The sequence below is a fragment of the Rhizobium sp. 01T444 genome, from assembly GCF_056398305.1.
This window is the reverse complement of sequence record NZ_JBFTPD010000001.1, coordinates 40895-61982: the sequence shown is the minus strand read 5'-3', so window position 1 is coordinate 61982 and position 21088 is coordinate 40895. Positions and strand designations below refer to the sequence as shown.

Genomic DNA, 21088 nt, shown 5'->3' with positions numbered 1-21088 from the left:
TAAGCAAGAAAGCAATTCAGCAAAAGTGCGTAGCGGTTTTGCGTCCGCAATTGCGGGAAACGAACAGACAGAGCGTCAGATTTCCACGACGACCTTGCCTTCGGCCTGACGGCTTTCGAGCAGCCGATAGGCTTCTCCCACGTCTGCGAGCGAAAACTGCCGCGGATCGAGATTTGGCATCAGCATTCCGGCTTCGACACGCTGTGCGACCTGCTTGAGGATTTCGCCATGGTGGGCGCGGTCTTCGCCGGTCAGCAGCGGTGCCAGCGTGAAGACGCCGGAATAGCTGGCGCCCTTGAAGGAAAGCGGCGCCAGCGAATGCGTGCCCCAGCCGAGGCTGCTGACAACATGGCCGAACTTGGCGACGGCCTGGAAGGCAGCATCGAGGCCCCTTCCGCCGATCGTATCGTAGACGATGTCGAATCCTTTCCCGTCGGTATATCGGGCGACAAAATCTTCAGTCGACTCCTTCGCATAGTCGATCGGCGTTGCACCAATACTGAGGATGTATTCGGCCTTCGAACTGCTATCGACGGCATAGACCTCGGCACCGGCGGCGACTGCCATCTGCACAGCGATATGGCCGACGCCGCCACCACCACCGATAACCAGGACCTTCTGCCCGGCCTTCACCTGAGTGCGTTCTTCCAGACCTTCCCAGGCGGTGATGGCGATCAACGGCAGGGCTGCGGCTTGGCGCATTGATATATTGCGCGGTTTATGCGCGACGAGATCGGCATCGACGGCGGCAAATTCCGCCAGCGATCCCTGCAACCCGCCGACGCCACCCGTCATGCCATAGATTTCGTCACCGACGCGAAAACTGGTCACGCCAGGGCCAACCGCCTCGACGATCCCTGCCATGTCGATGCCGAGAATGGCGGGCAGGGGATGGCGTGCATGGGCGGCCTCGCCGGCTCGGATCTTCATATCCAGCGGATTGAGCGCAGCGGCCTTGATGCGCACGAGAATCTGACCGGCTTCCGCGACGGGCTTTGCAATATCGGCAATGGTGAATTCGGCATTCTGCGCTTCGACGAGCGCTGCTTTCATGCTGCTCATGGAACTTCTCCTTGATCTGTTGGACGCAGAATGCCGCATTGAATTCTGAATGGAAATCAAAGATAACGCATATAGATCATGCATTTTTGTTTGAGGCTAAGCCCTTGGAATGGAGCGATCTCAAACTCTTTCTCGCCATCGCGCGGCTCGGAACGCTGGGTGCTGCCGCCCGCAGCCTCGGCCTGACGCAGCCGACCATGGGCCGGCGGCTGCGTGCACTCGAAATCTCGCTCGGCCAGACGCTCTTTCAGCGTACCGCCGATGGTTTCATCCTGACGGATGAGGGTACGACCGTCTTTGCCCATGCAGAACGTATGGAAGAGGAAGCGCTCGGACTGGAGCGCGAGCTTGCCGGCCAGAACAAGCAGCTCGACGGCCTGCTGCGCCTGTCCTCGTCCGACTGGTTCGGCGCGCATGTGCTTTCACCTGTCTTGGCGGAGTTCTCGGCCGCCTATCCGAAAGTCGTCATCGAACTCCTGACCGATAGCCGCCTCATGAGCCTCGCGCGCCGCGAGGCCGATATCGTCTTCCGCATCGCCCCATTCACCGAGACGGAGGTCATATCCCGCAAGCTGCTGCATATCGATTACCGCCTCTATATCCGCCGCGGCCTGCCACATCCCGAGGCCGGTGATGGGGCCGGCGCCCGGCTCGTCACCATGGATGAGGCCTTCGGCGGCATGCCCGATGTCAGCTGGCTGAAGCGTCTGCTGCCGAAGGCTGATATCGCCATGCGCAGCAATAACAGAGATGTGCAGGCGACCCTCTGCGCCAACGGCGCCGGCCTTGCCGTCCTGCCGTGCCCGCTCGGCGATGCCATCCCAGCCATCGAGCCCGTCGATCTCGGCGAAGCGCCGCCCGGCCGCGATACCTGGGTCGGCTATCACCGCGATATGAAACGGCTGGCGCGGCTTCGGGCGCTGCTCGATCTCGTCATCGAGCAGCTGGCGGATTAGTCGCCTGCTCGCCCGAACTCAGCGCTCCCAGTAGGGAACCGGGCCGTAGAGCTCGGCCAGAAAATCGATGAACAACCGAACCTTGGCCGGCAGAAACTGCCGGCTTGGGTAAACCGCCGAGAGCGTGACGTTGTGCGAACCCTCGTAGGCCGGCAGCACCTGCACGAGCTTGCCGTTCTTCAGCTCTTCGCCGATGTCCCAGGTGGAACGCAGCGCAATGCCGAGGCCGGCAATGACTGTTTCGCGGATCACCTCACTGGAATTGGTGATCAGCATGCCTTCGGGCCGCAGGCTGAAAGCCCCATCCGGCCCGTCCAGCCGCCAGACATCATTGTTATGGGCTGGCAGACAGCGGTGCTGCTTCAATTCTTCGATATGTTTGGGCATGCCATGGGCAGCGAGATAATCGGGTGAGGCGCAGAGCACTCGGCGCACAGGCGCCAGCCGGCGGGCGACAAGGCTGGAATCGGTCAGCTCCGCGATCCGAATGGCGAGATCGAAGCCGCCGCCGACGATATCGCTGAACTCGTCGGTCAGCACCAGATTGATCGCCAGCTCCGGATGGGCTTCCATGAAAGCCTTGAGATGAGGGGCGATATGCATGCGGCCGAAGGAGGTGGGCGCCGAGATCTTCAGCGTGCCGTGCATCTGCGCCGAACGCCCGGAAATATAGAATTCCGCCTCCTCGAGCCCTGCCAGGATGCCAAGAACGCGATCGTAAAAACCCTGGCCGGATTCGGTGAGCGAAATCTGCCGTGTCGTGCGCTGGAGGAGCCGCGTGCCGAGCCGGTCCTCCAGCCGCTTGATGCGCTTGGAGACGACGGCAGGGGAAAAGCCGAGCGCGCGGCCGGCGAGCGACATGCTGCCGGTTGAAACGACCTTGGCAAAGATTTCGAGATCACCCAGATTGGTCATAAGCTTTTATAACTTTTTCCCTTTTGGCATAAGTGCTTAACATTTGCGCCGGTTTCGGGAAAGTGCTAAGCCGAAAGAACCGGTTACAAGGAGGATTTGTCACCGGTTTCCGTCATGTTGGCCGAGGGAGAACGCCATGTCCGACGCCATTTCGTTCCTCGCTCCACGCCCCGACGTTCTTGCGCGCCGTAAGGAAATTGTTGCCGATCTCGTCGATCTCCTGCCGCCGGAATGCCTGATCCACGAAGCGCGCGAACTCGTGCCCTTCGAGACCGATGCATTCGTCTCCTACCGCCGCCTGCCGCTCGCCGTTGCCTTGCCGCGCTCGACCGCGGAGGTGGCAGCCATCATGAAATACTGTCATCGCTACGGCATTCCGGTCGTCCCTCGTGGAGCCGGCACCTCGCTTTCGGGCGGCGCCATCCCGCAGGAAGATGCCGTCGTGCTCGGCCTGTCGAAGATGAACCGCATCCTGGAGATCGACTTCGCCAATCGCTGCGCCGTGGTTCAGGCCGGGGTCACCAATCTCAACATTTCCGAAGCCGTCTCGGCGGACGGTTTCTTCTATGCGCCCGACCCGAGCTCGCAGCTGGCCTGCACGATCGGCGGCAATATCGGCATGAATTCCGGTGGTGCCCACTGTCTGAAATATGGTGTCACGACCAACAACCTGCTCGGCGTCAAGATGGTGCTGACCGACGGCACGGTGATCGAACTCGGCGGCAAGGCTCTGGATGCGGCGGGCTACGATCTGCTCGGCCTCGTTTGCGGTCATGAGGGCCAGCTCGGTATCGTCACCGAAGCGACGGTACGCCTGATCGCCAAGCCGGAGGGGGCCCGGCCGGTGCTTTTCGGTTTCGAAAGCTCCGAAGAGGCAGGCCGCTGTGTTGCCGACGTCATCGCCGCTGGCATCATTCCCGTCGCGATCGAATTCATGGACAAGCCGGCCATCGAAATCTGCGAGGCCTTCGCCCATGCCGGATACCCGCTCGATGTCGGCGCGCTCTTGATCGTCGAGGTCGAGGGATCGGAAGCGGAAATGGACGATATGCTGAAAAGCATCGTCGACATCGCCCGCAAACACGGCGTCAGGACGGTACGCGAATGCCAGTCGGCAACCGAGGCGGCGCTGATCTGGAAAGGGCGCAAGTCCGCCTTCGGCGCCACCGGCCGCATTGCCGATTACATCTGCATGGATGGTACCGTGCCGCTGAGCCAGCTTTCGCACGTGCTGCAGCGGACGTCCGAGATCGTCGCCGGTTACGGCCTGCGCGTCGCCAATGTCTTCCATGCCGGCGACGGCAACATGCACCCGTTGATTCTCTTCAATGCCAATGACCCCGAGGATGCCGCCAAGGCCGAGGCGGCCGGCAACGATATCCTGAAGCTCTGCGTCGATGCTGGCGGCTGCCTGACCGGCGAGCATGGCGTCGGCATCGAGAAACGCGATCTGATGCGTCATCAATATTCCGAGGCCGATCTTGCCCAGCAGATGGCGGCGCGCGCCGCCTTCGATCCGCAATGGCTGCTGAACCCTTCCAAGGTCTTCCCGCTCGAGGGGCGTCCTGCCGCATGATCGATCTGGTGCCTGCAAGCGAAGAAGAAGCCGCAGCAATCATCCGCGCGCATGCGCAAGAGGGTCGTGCGCTCGCCATCAGCGGCGGCGATACGCGTTCTGGTTTCGGTAACGCGGTCGACGCGGAGGATCGCCTGCGCTCGACTGGCCTGTCCGGCATCGTCTCCTACAATCCCGGTGAGATGGTGATGACAGCAAAGGCGGGTACACCAATCGCCGAAGTCGAGGCGGCCCTTGCCGAAAACAACCAGATGCTGGCTTTCGAACCCATGGATCATCGCGCCGTGATGGGCACCTCGGGCGAACCGACGATCGGCGGCGTCTTTGCCGCCAATGTCTCCGGCCCGCGCCGCTTCGTGGCGGGGGCTGCTCGTGACAGCCTGCTCGGCATCCGCTTCGTCAACGGCAAAGGTGAGATCATTAAGGCAGGCGGCCGCGTGATGAAAAATGTCACGGGCCTCGATCTGGTCAAGCTGCTCGCCGGCTCGCATGGCACGCTCGGCTTCCTGACCGAGGTGACTTTCCGTGTGCCGCCGCGTGCGAAGACGGAGGAGACTGTCGTCATCTCCGGTCTCAACGATGCCGAGGCCGCAAATGCTATGGCAGCGGCCATGGCTTTGCCGGTGGAGGCCTCGGGTGCTGCTCACCTGCCTTTGACGGTGACCTGGAAATTTCTCGGCGGCAACCTGCCCGAGGGCGAGGCGACGGTGCTGCGCATCGAAGGCCTACCCGGCTCGGTGGAATCGCGCGTGGCAAAGCTTCTGTCGGCGATGGCGCCCTTCGGGCAGGTCGCGAGCCTGGATCGAGCCGCCAGCCGCCAGCTCTGGCAGGAAGTCCGCGATGTGGCGCCCTATGCCGATGGCACCGCCCGACCTGTTTGGCGTGCTTCCGTCGCACCGGGCATTGGCCATCAGCTTGTTGCGGCCCTGCGGCTGGAAGCCGGTGTCGATGCTTTCTACGATTGGCAGGGTGGTCTAGTCTGGATGCGCATGGAAGCCGATCCGGAAGCTGATCTGGTCCGCCGCTTCATCAAGGCGCTCGGTGGCGGCCATGCGACGCTCATCCGCGCCTCGGCTCAGGCAAGAGCGGCGACGTCAGCCTTCCATCCGGAGGAAGAGGCAGTGGCACTGCTTTCGCGCCGCGTGAAAGAAAAGTTCGATCCGTCGGGGATCTTCAACCCGGGGAAGATGGCGGGACACTGAAATGCAGACCAACTTCACCCTTGCCCAGCTTGCCGATCCGCATGTGGCCGAATCCGAGCAGATCCTGCGCAAATGTGTGCATTGCGGTTTCTGCACCGCCACCTGTCCGACCTATGTCACGCTCGGCAACGAACTCGACAGCCCGCGCGGGCGCATCTATCTCATAAAGGACATGCTGGAAAACGGCCGCGCGGCGGATACGCAAGTCGTCACCCATATCGACCGCTGTCTCTCCTGCCTTGCCTGCATCACGACCTGTCCTTCCGGTGTCGACTACATGCATCTCGTCGACCATGCACGGGTTCACATAGAGAAGACCTATAAGCGGCCGTTCATGAACCGGCTGACGCGCGCCATTCTGGCGGCAGTGCTGCCCTATCCCGGCCGTTTTCGTGCAGCACTTGCGGTTGCCCGCATCGGTCGTCCCTTTGCCGGCCTGATGCGCGGGGCGGCACTGCAGCCGTTTGCAGCCATGCTGGCGCTTGCGCCAACAAGCATTCCGGCGCCGTCGCCTTTTGCTCGGCCTGGCCGGCATGAGCCACAGGCCGAGCGCCGCGGCCGCGTCGCGATCCTCACCGGCTGCGCGCAGCCCGTTCTCGATCCCGCCATCAACGAGGCGACCATCCGGCTGCTGACACGATTGGGCGTGGAGGTGGTCGTCCCCGAGGGCGAGGCCTGCTGCGGCGCTCTCGTCCATCATATGGGGCGCGAAGAGCAGGCTCTCGCCTCGGCCCGTCTCAATGTCGATGTCTGGACCCGCGAGATCGAGGCTGGCGGCCTCGACGCGATCATCATCACCGCCTCCGGCTGCGGCACGACGATCAAGGACTATGGCCACATGCTGCGCCTTGACCCGGCCTATGCCGGCAAGGCGGCGCAGGTTTCTGCCCTTGCCAAGGACGTCACAGAATATCTGGCCGGCCTCGATCTGCCCGCCCACATGCCGAAAGGCATCACCGTTGCCTATCACTCAGCCTGTTCCATGCAGCATGGGCAGAAGATCACCATGGCGCCAAAGCATCTGCTCAAGGCGGCAGGTTTTACCGTTCGCGATCCGGCCGAGGGCCATCTCTGCTGCGGCTCGGCCGGCACCTACAACATCCTGCAGCCGGATATTTCCGCTACCCTCAAGGCCCGCAAGGTCAAGAATATCGAGGCGACCAAGGCCGATATCATCGCGACAGGCAATATCGGCTGCATCACCCAGATCGGGTCAGGCACATCAACGCCAATCCTACACACCGTCGAGCTTCTGGACTGGGCTTATGGCGGTGCTGTGCCTGAAAAATTAAGGGATTTGCCGCTAGCCTGAGAGCATCGATTCATTGGCCGATCTCAAGGGCCGATCTCAGGAGTTCTGGCTATGTGGCGTGGATTGACGATGCTTGCCGTATTGCTCGGCGCGGCTGGTGCGGCGCACGCCGACAGTCGCTATTTCTGTTCTGCAGACGACAAGGACGTGCGCTTCACGCTCGAAAGCGCTTTTGAAGATGGAGGCGGTCACAAGCTGATCCATTTCCGTGGCGCGCTGATGCTCAAGGACGCCAATAAATCCAAAAACTTCGGCAAGCGGATCCTCGAATCGAAGGATTTGACAAACCGCTGGTCGCGCGATGGCGATCTGCGCCTGGAAGTCTTCACGACGGAAGGTACTGACGCTGAAAGCGAGTCTCTGGATCTCGCGGTTCTCGCCGGCGAGCACGGCAAGGCTTCGCCGAATTTCAGCGGCACTTATGCTTTGCGCATCGAAGGCAGCACAAGCTTCTTCGTCGTCGAAGGCAAGGTGAGCTGCGGCACCAAATAGTCCCGCAGCTCTATCTCTTTGTTTTTACATAATTCCGGACGCAAGACCGCTGTACGCTTTTGCTGGAATTGCTCCAGATTACCAGTGGTAGGAAATACCGACGTTGACGGCGTTGGTGACGATGTTCGTCTTCAGGCGGTCGCCACTGTCGATCGGAACGTCGACGCGCGAATAGGTGCCCTTGTATTCCACGAAGGTTGACCAGTTGTCGGTGACGCGGAAGTCGACGCCAGCCTGCGCCTGGAAGGTCACGCCGCCGAACTCATAGTCGAAGGTCGTGCCCTGCGGACGGGTGACTTCGACGTGCGGAATGTTTACCCCGACACCGGCGCCGAGATAGGGGGTCCAGCGGCGGGCCGGGTCCTTGAAGCGATAGAGGCCGTTGACGGTCAGGAGGTTCAGGCCGTCGGTGAATTCGAAATGCGTCCAGCCCGGCGAACGTGCCATGGTCTCGTCATCGGCATAGACCTTGTCATGGGTATAGTCGAGCGACACGCCCCAGTTCGGCAGGTTGAAGTCGCCCAGCCACCAGGTGACGCGGCCGCCGTAATAGGGTGGGCTGCCGAACGACTTGCCCTCCCAGCCGGCGCTGAAGGAGGTGCCGTCGGAAACATCGACGTGGCTATGCGGCGCCGTCTGGTAACCGCCATAGATGGAAAATTCCAGATCCTCGGCCGAAGCTGTGCCGGCCACCGATGCAAGCGCGGAAAACGCAATGCCCGCCAGAAGCACGGCGGAAAGACGCAATGCAAGTCTCATTGGATACTTTCGGATTAGATTTCTTTAAATACGCCACGCTTTTTGAAAGCGCTGACTAAGCCTGTGAGGGCGAGAACGGCCGCAAGCAGCAATACCAGCACGATTGCACGGGCTTGTTCCTGCTCCGTAATCGAGCCGACTGCGACCCTGTAAAACTCGGTTGCCAACAGTGCGATAAAGGTTGACGACACCGTGGAATAGTCCTTCGCCACGACCCGTTTCAGGTTGAACGCCATCCCCCTCGTCGATTCGTCAAAGGCGCCGCGCTTAAATGTCCATCGCGGGACATCTCGGCAGTAGGCTTTGTAGGCTGCGCCGAACTTATCATGGAGGAAAGCCTCTTCGGCGTAGACAATGCACTGGTAGAAAAAGGCGAAGAGAGTGCATCCGACCACGATCACGACCGGATTGCCGTGGAAGACGAACAGTCCGACGTAGATCAGCATGTTGCCTACGTAGAGCGGATTTCTGCAGACGCCGAACATGCCCTCGGTGACAAGCTCATCGGCGTAAACACGTTTGTTCAAGCCGCCCCGCCTGATGTAGGCATAGCCAATGACGCTTGCCCGCAAGATCAGCCCACTGACCACGATGAGCAGGGCCAGCGCGTCCTTCGCCTGTTCAAGCGCAGGATTTCCCCATGGCGCGGTCGACGGCGGCGCGGCGATAAAGAGCGCTATGATGATCAGCGGGAAAGCCTGATTGCGATACTTGAAGAGGAACGTGCCGATCCTCAGCATGATGTCTTTCATGATGCTCACTTGATTGCGACGATCCCGCAGAAATTGTACCAGCGGAAGAAGACCTCTGTGCTCTTGAAGCCGACCTCACGAAGGAGCTGGATGTTTTCCTCCAAGCGGTAAGGAATAAGGACGTTTTCCAGCGCCTCCCGCTTCTTCGAGATCTCGATGGTGGAGTAACCGTTCCGTCGCTTGAAATCGTAGTAGTGATCAATAAACAGGCGGTTGAATGTCGTGTCTTCACTGGTCAGCTTTTCAACCAGGAGCAGGCACCCCTGGTCGTTGAGCCCGTCGTAAATCGTCCGCATGACCCGCTCGCGGTAGAGTGGACGAACAAACTGCAGCGTCAGCACCATCGTTACGACGCTTGCCTTCTCAATCGAGAAGCCGCGATGAAGGTCGACCGTGTGAAGATCGATTGAGCGGTTGGTTCCTGACTCCGCGATCTTTTCGGCAGCTTTCTTCAGCATCTCCGGAGCATTGTCGATCCCGACGAAATCGATGTGATTGTCGACTTCACGGTCCAGCGCCAGAAGGGTCGTGGCCGTGGAGCAGCCGATGTCATAGAGTTTCGACTGAGGCTGTGCGAAATCCCTGGCGAGCTCGCAAACCATCCGTTGCATCTCGCCATAAAAAGGAACCGATCTGCTGACCATATCGTCAAAGACATTCGCGACGGTCGAGTTGAACGAAAAGTCGGCAACGGAATCGTGTTCTTCAGCAAAAACTTCGTCTCGCGAATTGGTATGCAATATTAGACGGTTAGACTGTTCGGTCATATCCGCTCCCAGGTCGATGAATGGAAATTGGACGCGTCATTCCCCCGCCCATAATGCGTCACAAAACTTTAACATCGAATCCTGACAATAGGCTGAAAGCGCGGTTGTATTAGACCTCGCGTCTGGTCCTCACGTCCTGGAAAAGCATGATCTGGGCGACCCGGCACGTGTCGGCCAGGTGGCGCAGGCGACTGTCGCCGGCTATTCAAAAAGAATGAGGCTTGCCGGAGTTGGCGGTAGCGGTTTGACCATGACGCCAGCAAAGCCGGCCAGTCTTGCCATCTCAGTCAGCTCATTTTGCGTATAAGCCTGACCGGCCGGCGTGCCGGCAAGCATCTCCCAGGAGAAGGCCGCGGGGAAAGGCGGCGACACGCCATCTTCGTTAGGCACGAAATCAACCGCGACGATCCGACCATCCTCAGCAAGGCTCGCGATGATCCTTCGCAACAGTTGGGCACATGTCGGCAAATCGAAGTGGTGCAGAAAATTCGGAAGTAGCACGAGATCATAACCCGTGCCCCATTCCACATCGAAGGCACTGCCGGCGATCGTCCGGTACCGATCGGCCACTCCGGCTTTTTCCGCATTCTGCCTCGACAGCTCCAATACGGAGGCCCAGTCGACGGCGACGATCTCCGCCGATGGAAGGGCCTTCGCAATTTCGATCCCGAAAACGCCTGGACCTGCAGCGATGTCCAAAACCTTTTTGGGAGGCCTCGGCCAGCCGGAGATCTCGCCAGCCAGTGCCTTGGCGCTCAGTCCGGTAAAGGAGCCCATGCCGCGCGCAAATTTCACCCAAACGGGGTTGTCTGCCGACATGTTCGCAAGCCCGGCCGAACCGCCGTTTCGCACGACGGCGGCCGGATCGCGCAGAAAATTATCCAGTATTTCAGGTGCGGCGGTGAATTCGACGGCAGAGCCCATATAGGCTGGCGAATTGCGATCGAGGAACATTCTGGTCGAGGGTGTCATTCGGTACTGTCCGCTCTCCTTCGTCAGGAAACCATGTACCACGAGGTAGTTGCACAGGATGCGCACTCCACGCTCCGAGGCGCTTGTCGCCGACGCCAGCAATGCTGCCGTTTTGCCCTCGCCGATATGAGTAAAGAGATCGAGCTCGATGGCCGCCCTGATCGCTGCTGTCTTTCGGCATGCAAACAGCGCATCGACCACGAGTTCGGGCGACACTACGCCAGAATGGGCGTCCTCAACACTTGCTTCCATGGTATCCTCCAGAGCCTCGACCGATCTTGCTGGCAGCGTCAGCCACAGAAATTATGCGTATATCCGCATATTCTACAATACATACCGCGCTAACCCTATCAGGTGAACAGGCCTCAATGGCCGAGTTGTCGTGCCGGCCGCCGCCGTTATTCGAGTTGCTCGTCCTCGCCTGCCGGCTGCAGATCGAGCATGGCAACCCGGCGGGGCAGCAGATGCGGCCCTTGGCTGACAGAGGCCAATCGATATGCGGGATTGGAGCCCGTGAGGGACGCTGAAATCATATCGGTCGCTGGAGCACAGCTTTGTGAGAAGGGCGTGAGAGGCTTAAGCAAAAGGGGCAACATTGCCCGACGTGGTTGCGGATCTCCTGGACGTACGCCAGCCCATCAGTCCCGCGGGTTCGCCCAAGGAGACAAAGAAGCGCATCGGAGTTTCAGCTTCGCGACGCGCTGGCACGCGCGGGATCCGAGAATTCGGCTTCCGCGTCGGGCTCGCCACGCGTCGCCATGCTCACTTGGCGCGAAACTGCGTTTTCGAAAGCCGCTCAAATCGGTCCCGTTCTATGCTCTGCGCAAGTGGAGGCGATGCTACCTTATCGTCAGATTGTTGCAAATCAACCAGTGAATGGTTGCCCGTTTCATCAGCGAATACCGGACGATACACGCTAAATTACGCCCCTTCGAATATTCCTTAATTCGCAAACGATTTTCGTAACGTTGAGCCACGTCCCGAAATCAGTTCTCGGTTAGAGGAGCCGGGACGGAATAGATCGGGGTGCGATCGATCACATGCCCGCTCGAGGAGGCAAGCGCATGCAGTTCAAATCGGCTACCGGACGCAATATTTTCTCCGTGGCGGCCTGCGGTGTCGTCGCCACGATCGCTGCATCGGGCGTCCTTTCTTATATCGCCTACAACGATATGCGCAAATCGAACCTCGACCAGATGCTCCAGATCGCTGCCACCAACGCGCTCAACGTTGAGAAATCCATGAGCGTGGCGCTCAATATCGTCAACGGGCTGGAAACGTCGCTATCGACGATGAAGGAAAGTGGAAACTCGGACCGCGCGGCCGCCGACGCCCTGCTTAGGAACACGCTGCAGGACAATCCGATGGCGCTTGGCGTTTGGAGCGGCTGGGAACCGAATGCCTTCGACGGCAAAGACAACGATTTCGTCGACAAGGAAGGCCACGACGCTACGGGACGCTATGTCCCCTACTGGGTACGCAGTGGCGACAAGATTCAGCACACGCCGCTGGTCGATTATACCGTGTCGGGCGCCGGCGACTACTACCAGCTTCCCTTTGTTCAGAAAAAGACCGTCGTCATCGAACCCTATGTTTACGCCGTCGACGGTAAGGACGTGCTGATGACCTCGGTTGCCAAGCCGATCATGGTCGAAGGCAAGGCGCTCGGTGTGGCCGGCATGGACATTTCGCTCGACGATGCGAACAAGGCGATCTCTGCGGTCCACCCGATGGAGACCGGCTATCTCAGTCTCGTGACAGGCGCCGGCAGCATCATCAGCCATCCCTCCGCCAAACTCGCAGGCACGAATATCAACGATGGCGGCGACCTGACAGCCGGTTGGGATCGGTTGATCGCAAGACCCGGTGTCGAGCAGGAGATCGCAGGCCCCGACGGCCAGGCCTATTTTTCGGTTGCCTATCCGGTAAAGCTCACGAATGACCTGAACTGGTATGCGGTCGTCTCGGTGCCCAAATCCACGGTCTTCGCCCAACTGAATAACATGGTCTGGAGCGCAGTTGCGATCACGGCTGTCGCCGCTTTCCTGCTCGGTCTCGCAGGCTGGCTCATTGCCCGCAGATTCATCCGCCGCATAGAAGGCGTGATCGCCGAGACCGATCGTATCGCCCATGGCCAACTCGACGTGCAGCTGAGCGACAAGAATGCCAAGGACGAAATCGGCGACCTGTCACGCTCCCTCGGCATCCTGCTGGAAAGCAATCGTCAGAAGATCAAGCTCGAAGTCGATGCGGAAACGTCACGGGCTCGCGAGGAGGTCGAACGGCAGGAACGTTCCGTCCTCCATGCCGCCCGTGAGGATTCGATCAAGTTCGCGGTGAGCGAACTCGGGAACGGACTCGCCGGCCTTTCGAATGGAGACATGACCGTGCGGCTGGAAAAGCCATTCACTGACTCCCTTGACGAGATCCGCGTCGATTTCAACGCATCTGTGGAAAAGCTCCAGGCAGCCCTGATTTCCTTCTCCGAAAACGCCGCCATCATCCAAGCCGGTTCCGAGGAAATCCGCTCGGGCGCCGATGATCTCGCGCGCCGCACAGAGCAGCAGGCGGCTTCCGTCGAGGAGACGGCCGCCGCGCTCGAGCAGATCACGACGTCCGTCAAGGACTCCACCCTTCGCGCCGAGGAGGCGGGGGCTCTCGTTGGTCGGACCAAGGAAGGCGCGGAAAAGTCCGGGGAGGTGGTGCGCAGTGCCGTTGAGGCCATGAGAGGCATCGAGCAATCCTCTCAGTCGATCTCCAACATCATCGGCGTGATCGACGACATCGCCTTCCAGACGAACCTTCTGGCCCTCAATGCCGGCGTTGAAGCGGCGCGCGCTGGGGAAGCCGGCAAGGGTTTCGCCGTCGTCGCACAGGAAGTGCGTGAACTCGCACAGCGCTCGGCGGCGGCAGCCAAGGAGATTGAGGCGCTGATCACCTCGTCCGGCGACCAGGTCAAGCGTGGCGTCAGCCTGGTCGGCCAGACGGGCAAAGCACTGCAGGCGATCGTCGCCGAAGTGCAGCAGATTGACATCAATGTCCAGGCGGTTGTCCAGGCCGCCCGCGAGCAGTCGACGGCTCTCATGGAGATCAACATGGCCGTCAACCAGATGGACCAGTCGACCCAGAAGAATGCCGCAATGGTCGAGGAATCGAACGCCGCCTCTCATACGCTGGCGACGGAGGTATCTGCTCTCTCAGGGCGTCTGGCCCAGTTCAACCTCGGCCAGGCGACAAAGGCAGCCTCCGCCGCTCGTGCGGCTACCAGGCCGTCGGCGCGCCCGGTCGCGACGCTTATTGCGCATAGAGCGGTTCCCGCCTCGACCACCAACAATAAGCCCGCTGCCTCGCCAGCCCGCACACTCGGTGGGAAGCTCGCAGTCGCGTTTGGCACGTCGCCAGCACAGGTGACGACCGAGGGCAACTGGGAAGAGTTCTAGACGCGGTGCGCGCCATGTCTGCATGGCGCCCGATTGGCAATGTGATGTTGACCGGTGCTTGATTTTTGCTGGTCGGATGCATTCATGTCTCCGGCCCGTTTACGTATTCGGTATGGCAGTTGGCCCTGATCTTGTCCGCTTGAACCGATCCCCATCAGGTTCATCTAAGGCCTCATCTTTTCTGACGTGCGAAGGTCGGCACGCCGCATATTCCGGGAACGTGCACGGAACTTATACTGGCTGGATAGGTTGTCTCTTCACGGCCGTGTGAACCCGGTCAGAGAAAGAGAAAAACCTCAATGAAAAATATGATCCTAGCGGCGGCGCTCGTCGGGGCGTCGGCACTGACTGCTGTCGCACAGACGGCCCCTGCTTCCTCCACCGATACCACAACGCCCCCCGTCGCAACGACCGATGCGAAAAACCCGGATGCCCCAGTCGCAGGCGCAAACAGCTTCACCGAGGCTCAGGCCAAGGAACGCATCGAGAAGGCCGGCTTTTCCGAAGTCAAAAACCTCAAGAAAGACGACAACGGCATCTGGATGGCAGCAGGCACGAAGGACGGCAAGGCCGTCATAGTCGCCCTCGACTATCAGGGCAACGTCGTCGCGAAGTAGCGCCACGCCTCAAATTCCCAAGGATATCTCTCATGAAAACCATTACTGGACTTTTTGACGACTACACCGATGCGAGTTCTGCCGTCAGCGCGCTTGAAGCAACCGGCGTTCCCTCGAACGACATCAGCATCGTTTCCAACAACGCGGACGATCGCCACTCCACTAACGGTGCTGCGACCGGAGCGGAATCCGGCGCGGGCCTCGGTGCCGTCGTCGGCGGCGCCGGCGGTCTTTTGACCGGGCTCGGCATTATGGCCATTCCAGGCGTCGGTCCTGTGGTTGCTGCCGGCTGGCTTGCCGCAACCGCAGTCGGTGCCGTGGCGGGCGCAGTAGCCGGCGGCGCGGCCGGCGGACTGATCGGAGCATTGACCGGCTCTGGGGTGTCTGAGGACGACGCCAACTTCTACGCCGAAGGGGTCCGTCGCGGCGGCACTCTGGTCACAGCCAGGGTCGATGATGCCCTTGCTCCGGAAGCCTCAGCGATCCTGAAGCGTTCGAACTGGGTCGATCCTGCAGAACGCAAGGCCGCTTACAATGAGCAGGGCTGGACACGCTTCGACGACACGCTCGACCCTTACGGACCGGAGCAGATCGAACAGGAACGCGACCGCTACCGTCGCCCTCCGACGGCTTGATCCAATGCACGGCTGCCTCACGGCAGCCGTGAACGTGACCGGAGCCCCGGTCCCACAGAAATTATTGCAAACCCCGAGGAGCCAATGATGGCCAAGCAAACCAAAACACTCGACGTCCTGTTTCACGACACCTTGAAGGACGTCTATTTTGCCGAAAACAAGATCGTTGCGACGCTGCCGAAAATGCATGCCGCAGCCAGCAGCAAACAGCTTAAGGACGCCTTTACGAAGCACCTTGCCGAGACCAAGGTGCAGGTCACCCGTCTCGAAGATGTCTTCAAGATCATCGGCAAAAAGCCGGAGCAGAAAACCTGCGATGCGATGATGGGCATCATCAAGGAAGGCGCAGAGATCATGGACGAGTATCAGGGCACGCCGGCACTCGACGCCGGCCTTCTTGCCGCCGCCCAAGCAGTCGAACATTACGAGATGTCGCGCTATGGCACCCTGCGCACATGGGCACTCGAGTTGGGAATGAAGGATGCCGCCAAGCTGCTGCAGACGACGCTCGACGAGGAACAGGCGACTGATATTGCTCTCACGTCCATTGCGACAAAAGTCGTCAATCAGAATGCCGAAAAGGCCGCCTGACGCCCTGACGAAACCCGTCAGCCATCACCCCACGGTCACCGCCGCATCGTCGGCGGTGACGGCCAAGGCAGTCGAGGCACCCAATGAAAGGGAACTCTCCGATGACCGAAATCCATGAGCTGCAGGGCCAGATAACGGAATTAAACACAGTTGTCGCCGCGACCATGCTGCCCATCGAGACGTGATCAAACAGGCGACGGCTCGACAGGACGCCGAACTCAGGCATTTGAAGGCCACTCTGAACTTGGACTAGGATGATGACGTGGTCGGTCGGCTGAGAATACGTTCGTCGTCGTCACCTCATCGTCATCCCGCCTATGTCTCAATGAAACGACTTCCTCACTCCAAGATTGTAAAAACAACGCTACAGAAGAAGCGATACCATGGATGACATCCAGGTAGACGTCCAGGCTATCGGCCGGATGGCGGAGGTGCCGACGATCCTCGAAGTCATCTGCAAGACAACCGGGATGGGGTTTTCTGCGGTCGCTCGGGTGACGGACATTCGCTGGATTGCATGCGCCATTCTCGACAATGGCGATTTCGGGCTGAAGGCTGGCGGGGAGCTCAAGGTTGAGTCGACGATCAGGCACGAGATTAGGCAAAGTCACGATTTCATTGTCGTCGACGACGTCGACGAGAGCCTACCTTACCTACCATATCGCGGCCATCACACGCCTGCGATCTACGGCCTGAAAAGCTATATCTCCGTGCCGATCATCAGAGGCGACGGCAGCTTCTTTGGAACGCGCTGGGCCATCGACGCGGCACCTCACAAGGTCGACAATTCCGTGACGATAGGGATGTTCCGGCTATTCGCCAAACTGATTGTGAGTACCTTGGGTAATAATGCCGATCTCGTGGCGACCGCAAAAAGCCAATCGAAATCGGCGCGACGACGACCGGAGGCCGTCTGGAACTCTGGGTCGCCAACAGTGGCCAGCCGATATCAGACAAGGTGAAGACGACACCGTTTCGGCCCTTTTTCCGGGGCGAAGTCCGAAGCAGCCAGCATGGTCTCTACATAGCGAGCGAGATCGCCAGAGTGCACGGGGGAAAGCTCTCCGTAAATTCGGACGAGTCCGAGACACGATTCACATTGATGATGCCCCTATAGGCGCGTCAGCGCAGGTCCAACAAACAGCGTGAGCGCCCTGCCCCGTAGTCTGAGCAGGGCGATGCCCAGGATTTGCTTGGTCCGTCCGGGGAGTGCTCCTGCAATGTTTCAAGAAGGGTCTCGGCGGAAAACGGCTTCCGTATGAAGCTCTCATTGCCCGGGAGCTTGCCCTCCTTCGGCGCTCTCGCTCCGGACGCGACGACGACCTCTATGTTCGGCCACCGCTCGGCGATCTTCCTCGCCAATTCAAAGCCGTCGAGATCACCACCCGTCTGCACGTCCTTAAAGAGCAGCTGGAGCGAGCTATATTTCTCGAGAAACGCCAGAGCTTCGTCAGCCGTGGCCGCCTCTACGACATAATATCCGGCATCGGAAATGATGTCGGCGATATCCATCCGTATCAACGGTTCGTCATCCACGACGAGTGCGATAGGGCCCGGAATCTTGTCGAGTTTCTCTTTGTCCATGCGCGGTAACACCATCCGTAAAGCCTTATTCCAAGCTTTTGATATAATTCCCAAAGCAATCAGGGCGGGCGCGATTGCAAAAATCGAGATGACGGCGAAATCCCCCTTCCGGGGTCGAACGAGCCGACCGCCGCCTCGACAACAGGACTATCGCGACACGGGAGGCAGGAGCGATCAGCCCTTGAGGGTCAGAATGAAGATCCGAGCGATCTCTACCAAACATTCACGGTTGGCGTCTTATTTTCGAAGTTTATAACTTGAAAGCCTTGCAAACCATCCATAGGACATCCATATGGCATCTATATGGATGGTGGATGATGATGGCTGACGGCGTTTACAAGCTTCGCGACAAAAATAGCGAGTCGGAAAAAATCACGATCAATCTCGGCTACGTCGATCTTGGTCGTATCGACCTTCTCGTGCAGGAGGGTTTTTATTCCAATCGCAGCGATTTCATACGAACAGCGATTCGAAACCAGCTTGCCAGCGAGAGTGAGGCTGTCAAACAATCCACCATCAGGCAAACGCTGGAACTTGGCCTAAGGGACTACAGCAAGGCTGATCTGGAAGCGATGAAGACCGCTGGAGAAAAGCTTGAGATCAGGGTGCTTGGACTGGCCCGGATCGCCCCGGACGTCACACCCGAACTCGCTCTTGCGACAATTGAATCGATCACCGTACTTGGCGCGCTTCAGGCGAGTGCGGAACTGAAATCGGCATTGGCCGAACGTATTCGCTAGGCTAAGGCCCGACCACAAGGACATCCGATGAACAATTTCCTCATTGCCATGAGGCGTGCGACGTCGTTGACGCGATCCTTCAATCTCGCCGAGGCAACCCGCGTGATCCAGGATGCACTCGCTAGCCGACCGATCTCCGGCGCTCATGCCTTAACGGAACCCGACATCTCGGACGCTGCACGAGCGCATCATTCGAAACCTTTTCAGATAGATCCGAACGCCGAGATCATCGAGCCTGAAACACCGCAAGCAGCCGGAGCCACGAACCCGCTTGAGGGTGTTGGATTTAATCGGCTGCGAAAGCCCCTTGGCGAGACACTTAGCATCCTGCGCGAGGGACGGGCAGGCGCATTCGCTTCTGTGCCGGGCCTGGGCCCGCACAAATCGATACCTGAACTCTCTGCTGCTGTGCCGTCGGGGGCACGATTTCTGGCACGATCCTATGCCTGCGCGGCCGGCATCCGAAGCTACAAACTCTACATACCGGCACCCAAACAGGGCGAGCCACGTGGATTGGTCGTCATGCTCCACGGCTGCAAACAGGGCCCGGACGACTTCGCCACAGGCACTGGCATGAACGCCGTTGCAGAGGCGCATGGCCTCCTCGTTGCCTATCCCCAGCAGACCGGAAAGGACAATGCCTCGTCCTGCTGGAACTGGTTCAGGCCCTCTGATCAAAAGCGCGATGCAGGGGAGCCCTCGATCATTGCGGGGATTACCGCGGAGATCATGGCGGAATTCCACCTCGATCGCAGTCGGGTTTTTGTTGCGGGACTGTCAGCCGGCGGCGCCATGGCCGCGGTTATGAGCGAGACATATCCCGATCTTTACAGCGCCGTGGGCATTCATTCCGGACTGGCCTGCGGTTCGGCAAACGACGTCATGTCGGCCTTCTCCGTCATGAGAGGGGATGCGCCTCTCAAATCTGATCCAAAACCCCGCAACCGCTCGACACCGGAGGTTCGCACGATCGTGTTTCAGGGTGGTGCAGACCGCACGGTCCATCCCTTAAATGCTGAGCGGATAGTCGCGGCGGCCATTCCGCCAGAACCCACCAGGACAATTCAAACTCATACCGGCCGCTCCCCCGGTAAGCGTGCCTACACCAGAAAAATTGTTACAAATGCGCAAGGGTTGCCGGCGCTAGAATACTGGCTTGTCGAAGGCGCCGGGCATGCCTGGTTCGGCGGCGACGCTCGCGGATCGTACACAGACCAGCGCGGGCCGGACGCAACAAATGAGATGGTGCGTTTTTTCCTCGAACCTGGCAACGCTTCGCACGAAAATGTGGCCGCCGAATAGGCTCGGCGCAGCGGCGCGCGAGCGCGGTGCATCCGGAACATGGATCCTCGAGTTGCTCGGCCCACGTCAAGGGCAGCACATTGTTCGTCACCGCTGAGAAAGTGCCCGATGGCGGCAAGTGGCCGTATTCCATCGCAGACGATTTAGGTGATGGCCAGCATCGGTATCGCATAAATCGTTCGGGGTCGCGTATGGCCATTGCCCATCTTGAAGGGATTCTAATCGACGGCCCAAACAGCGACCGTTCCGGTTCGACGCGACTTGGATCGATTGATCGCCAGCGCTTCTCTCACCTCCCAAGCCGCGCCAGTGACATTGCGATATCGATGGTGTCGTCACGGGCGACGGTCGGGTCTTCCCTGTTCCAGACGAGGCGGTGGTGAGGCGTCGGAGGTTTTAGCCGGACGAGCGCATCAACCCGCTCGGCTACCTCCTCGGCCGCGACCGCGTACAGCATGGGACAGTGACGGCAATCGCCGCGATGCGGACATACGGCCGGGATGGCGACTTCGCCATTTGGTTTGCACATAGGTCTTCTCCGGAAATTCTGGACCGGCAGCGGGCGAGCCTTCTCCCGCCCGCTGCCCGCCTTTCAGGCTGCCAGTTGCAATGCGCCGGCGAGCTGCGCGAAGTCGCCGACCGAAAGGGCGGGGCGGACGGCGAAATCGATGACAGCTTGGAAGACTTCCGGTGGCGCATCCTTCTTCATGGCTCCGAGCAGCGCAGCACGTTCGGCCGGATTGATCGCCGGGATCATGATGCGCATAAAGGCCATGCTCTTTTCCGGCGGCAGGGAAGCGATGATCCGCATCTCGATACCCAGCATTTCATCGTCGGTGAAGTTGCGCCACAGAAGTGGGCCAGTCACCGTTTCCTCCTCGTGCATATGCGCGAAGTCTTCAGCGATGTAAGCGGCGAAGGCGAGGTAAAGCTTACGCCCACAGGCCGGCTTGTGTAGCGGCCAGGCATTTTCCCAGGCGACGATCAGTTCTTCCAGTTCACGGAAGCCAGTGCGGTGGTCGTCGTGCTGTTCGTCGAGCGTGGTGGTGGAAAGGCCCTTGGCGGCGAGCGCTTCGTGGATGTGGTCATCTTCATGACCGACGTGGGAGGCGGCGAGCATCAGGTAGTGGCGCAGGTCCTCGATCAGGAAGCCGGTCTCCTCGGCATTGTGGAAATCGGCCGTGCCGAGGCGTCCAAGCAGGTCACAGCCGGCCTTGCGCAGGCCCTTGTGGACGGCGCCGTAGATATCGTAACGGCTATTGAGATCGGGAATGCTGGTAAGCGAAAATTCGCGGCTCATGACTGGTTTTCCTCTCTTTGGCCGACGCCGCGTCTCTGTGCGCCGGCGATGGGGAGGGGATAGTCGAAGTGCCTGCGAAGAGCTTCCTAAAACCATCCTAAGCGATAGTCGCGA

The 21088-nt window shown here is 59.8% G+C and carries 22 protein-coding genes; 13 read left to right on the top strand and 9 right to left on the bottom strand.

Going from position 1 to position 21088, the window contains the following annotated elements:
• Window positions 1–75: 75 nt before the first annotated feature.
• Window positions 76–1062, bottom strand: a complete 987-nt coding sequence (locus AC1DTN_RS00255) for a zinc-dependent alcohol dehydrogenase family protein (RefSeq protein ID WP_477919491.1) — start codon at window positions 1060–1062, stop codon at window positions 76–78.
• Between the two features lie 104 nt (window positions 1063–1166).
• Here AC1DTN_RS00255 and AC1DTN_RS00250 point away from each other — a divergent pair, with 104 nt between their 5' ends.
• Entirely contained in the window at window positions 1167–2018 is an 852-nt protein-coding gene (locus AC1DTN_RS00250) for a LysR family transcriptional regulator (protein ID WP_477919489.1), read from the top strand.
• Between the two features lie 18 nt (window positions 2019–2036).
• Here AC1DTN_RS00250 and AC1DTN_RS00245 read toward each other — a convergent pair whose 3' ends face one another.
• Window positions 2037–2933 (bottom strand): LysR family transcriptional regulator, encoded by an 897-nt coding sequence (locus AC1DTN_RS00245; protein WP_113324150.1) that lies wholly within the window; start codon window positions 2931–2933, stop codon window positions 2037–2039.
• 136 nt (window positions 2934–3069) lie between these two features.
• Between AC1DTN_RS00245 and AC1DTN_RS00240 the strand changes: the two genes are divergently transcribed.
• Genes AC1DTN_RS00240 through AC1DTN_RS00225 form a run of 4 tightly spaced genes read left to right on the top strand, consistent with a single transcriptional unit; the run spans window position 3070 to window position 7515 of the window.
• Window positions 3070–4509: an FAD-linked oxidase C-terminal domain-containing protein gene (locus AC1DTN_RS00240; RefSeq protein ID WP_477919488.1), complete on the top strand. Its 1440-nt coding sequence runs from the start codon at window positions 3070–3072 to the stop codon at window positions 4507–4509.
• A complete protein-coding gene (locus AC1DTN_RS00235; protein WP_477919486.1) occupies window positions 4506–5711 on the top strand; it encodes an FAD-binding protein in 1206 nt (401 codons plus the stop codon). The genes AC1DTN_RS00240 and AC1DTN_RS00235 overlap by 4 nt, the downstream gene beginning before the upstream one ends.
• A gap of 1 nt (window position 5712) precedes the next feature.
• On the top strand, window positions 5713–7023 hold the full coding sequence (glcF, locus tag AC1DTN_RS00230; protein WP_477919484.1) for a glycolate oxidase subunit GlcF: 1311 nt from the start codon (window positions 5713–5715) through the stop codon (window positions 7021–7023).
• A gap of 51 nt (window positions 7024–7074) precedes the next feature.
• The gene (locus AC1DTN_RS00225; protein WP_477919482.1) at window positions 7075–7515 is read left to right on the top strand and encodes a hypothetical protein; all 441 of its coding nucleotides are present in this window, start codon (window positions 7075–7077) and stop codon (window positions 7513–7515) included.
• Window positions 7516–7593: 78 nt separating this feature from the next.
• On the opposite strand, the gene AC1DTN_RS00220 is transcribed toward AC1DTN_RS00225, so the two are convergent.
• From AC1DTN_RS00220 to AC1DTN_RS00205, 4 genes are all read right to left on the bottom strand, one after another.
• A complete protein-coding gene (locus AC1DTN_RS00220) occupies window positions 7594–8274 on the bottom strand; it encodes an outer membrane protein (RefSeq protein WP_439018444.1) in 681 nt (226 codons plus the stop codon).
• 14 nt (window positions 8275–8288) lie between these two features.
• Window positions 8289–9026: a methyltransferase family protein gene (locus AC1DTN_RS00215; RefSeq protein WP_477919480.1), complete on the bottom strand. Its 738-nt coding sequence runs from the start codon at window positions 9024–9026 to the stop codon at window positions 8289–8291.
• 5 nt (window positions 9027–9031) lie between these two features.
• Complete coding sequence (gene cmoA / locus AC1DTN_RS00210; RefSeq protein ID WP_113320986.1) at window positions 9032–9793, bottom strand: carboxy-S-adenosyl-L-methionine synthase CmoA; 762 nt, start codon at window positions 9791–9793, stop codon at window positions 9032–9034.
• A gap of 201 nt (window positions 9794–9994) precedes the next feature.
• Entirely contained in the window at window positions 9995–11017 is a 1023-nt protein-coding gene (locus tag AC1DTN_RS00205) for a methyltransferase (protein WP_439018446.1), read from the bottom strand.
• A gap of 812 nt (window positions 11018–11829) precedes the next feature.
• On the opposite strand from AC1DTN_RS00205, the gene AC1DTN_RS00200 reads away from it, so the two are divergent.
• The 6 genes from AC1DTN_RS00200 (at window position 11830) to AC1DTN_RS00175 (ending at window position 17165) form a co-directional block, all read left to right on the top strand.
• Window positions 11830–14205, top strand: coding sequence for a methyl-accepting chemotaxis protein (locus tag AC1DTN_RS00200; RefSeq protein ID WP_442206516.1), 2376 nt, complete (start codon window positions 11830–11832; stop codon window positions 14203–14205).
• Between the two features lie 299 nt (window positions 14206–14504).
• Window positions 14505–14822, top strand: coding sequence for a periplasmic substrate-binding domain-containing protein (locus AC1DTN_RS00195; RefSeq protein ID WP_113320990.1), 318 nt, complete (start codon window positions 14505–14507; stop codon window positions 14820–14822).
• A 32-nt stretch (window positions 14823–14854) separates the two neighbouring features.
• Window positions 14855–15457, top strand: coding sequence for a general stress protein (locus AC1DTN_RS00190; protein WP_113320991.1), 603 nt, complete (start codon window positions 14855–14857; stop codon window positions 15455–15457).
• An 87-nt stretch (window positions 15458–15544) separates the two neighbouring features.
• On the top strand, window positions 15545–16048 hold the full coding sequence (locus tag AC1DTN_RS00185) for a YciE/YciF ferroxidase family protein (RefSeq protein WP_113321123.1): 504 nt from the start codon (window positions 15545–15547) through the stop codon (window positions 16046–16048).
• Window positions 16049–16431: 383 nt separating this feature from the next.
• Window positions 16432–17010: a hypothetical protein gene (locus AC1DTN_RS00180; protein WP_442206515.1), complete on the top strand. Its 579-nt coding sequence runs from the start codon at window positions 16432–16434 to the stop codon at window positions 17008–17010.
• Window positions 16929–17165 carry an ATP-binding protein gene (locus tag AC1DTN_RS00175; protein WP_442206646.1) on the top strand — a complete coding sequence of 79 codons (237 nt, stop codon included), beginning with the start codon at window positions 16929–16931 and terminating at the stop codon, window positions 17163–17165. The genes AC1DTN_RS00180 and AC1DTN_RS00175 overlap by 82 nt, the downstream gene beginning before the upstream one ends.
• Before the next feature lie 5 nt (window positions 17166–17170).
• On the opposite strand, the gene AC1DTN_RS00170 is transcribed toward AC1DTN_RS00175, so the two are convergent.
• The gene (locus AC1DTN_RS00170) at window positions 17171–17632 is read right to left on the bottom strand and encodes a response regulator (RefSeq protein ID WP_442206514.1); all 462 of its coding nucleotides are present in this window, start codon (window positions 17630–17632) and stop codon (window positions 17171–17173) included.
• A 320-nt stretch (window positions 17633–17952) separates the two neighbouring features.
• On the opposite strand from AC1DTN_RS00170, the gene AC1DTN_RS00165 reads away from it, so the two are divergent.
• The gene (locus AC1DTN_RS00165) at window positions 17953–18372 is read left to right on the top strand and encodes a CopG family transcriptional regulator (RefSeq protein WP_113320992.1); all 420 of its coding nucleotides are present in this window, start codon (window positions 17953–17955) and stop codon (window positions 18370–18372) included.
• Between the two features lie 27 nt (window positions 18373–18399).
• Window positions 18400–19674 carry an extracellular catalytic domain type 1 short-chain-length polyhydroxyalkanoate depolymerase gene (locus tag AC1DTN_RS00160; RefSeq protein ID WP_442206513.1) on the top strand — a complete coding sequence of 425 codons (1275 nt, stop codon included), beginning with the start codon at window positions 18400–18402 and terminating at the stop codon, window positions 19672–19674.
• 289 nt (window positions 19675–19963) lie between these two features.
• Here the strand turns inward: AC1DTN_RS00160 and AC1DTN_RS00155 are convergent, their stop codons facing one another.
• Both AC1DTN_RS00155 and AC1DTN_RS00150 read right to left on the bottom strand, forming a co-directional pair.
• Window positions 19964–20203 (bottom strand): hypothetical protein, encoded by a 240-nt coding sequence (locus tag AC1DTN_RS00155; protein WP_442206512.1) that lies wholly within the window; start codon window positions 20201–20203, stop codon window positions 19964–19966.
• A gap of 63 nt (window positions 20204–20266) precedes the next feature.
• Window positions 20267–20974 (bottom strand): hemerythrin domain-containing protein, encoded by a 708-nt coding sequence (locus AC1DTN_RS00150; RefSeq protein WP_477919475.1) that lies wholly within the window; start codon window positions 20972–20974, stop codon window positions 20267–20269.
• Window positions 20975–21088 lie beyond the last annotated feature (114 nt).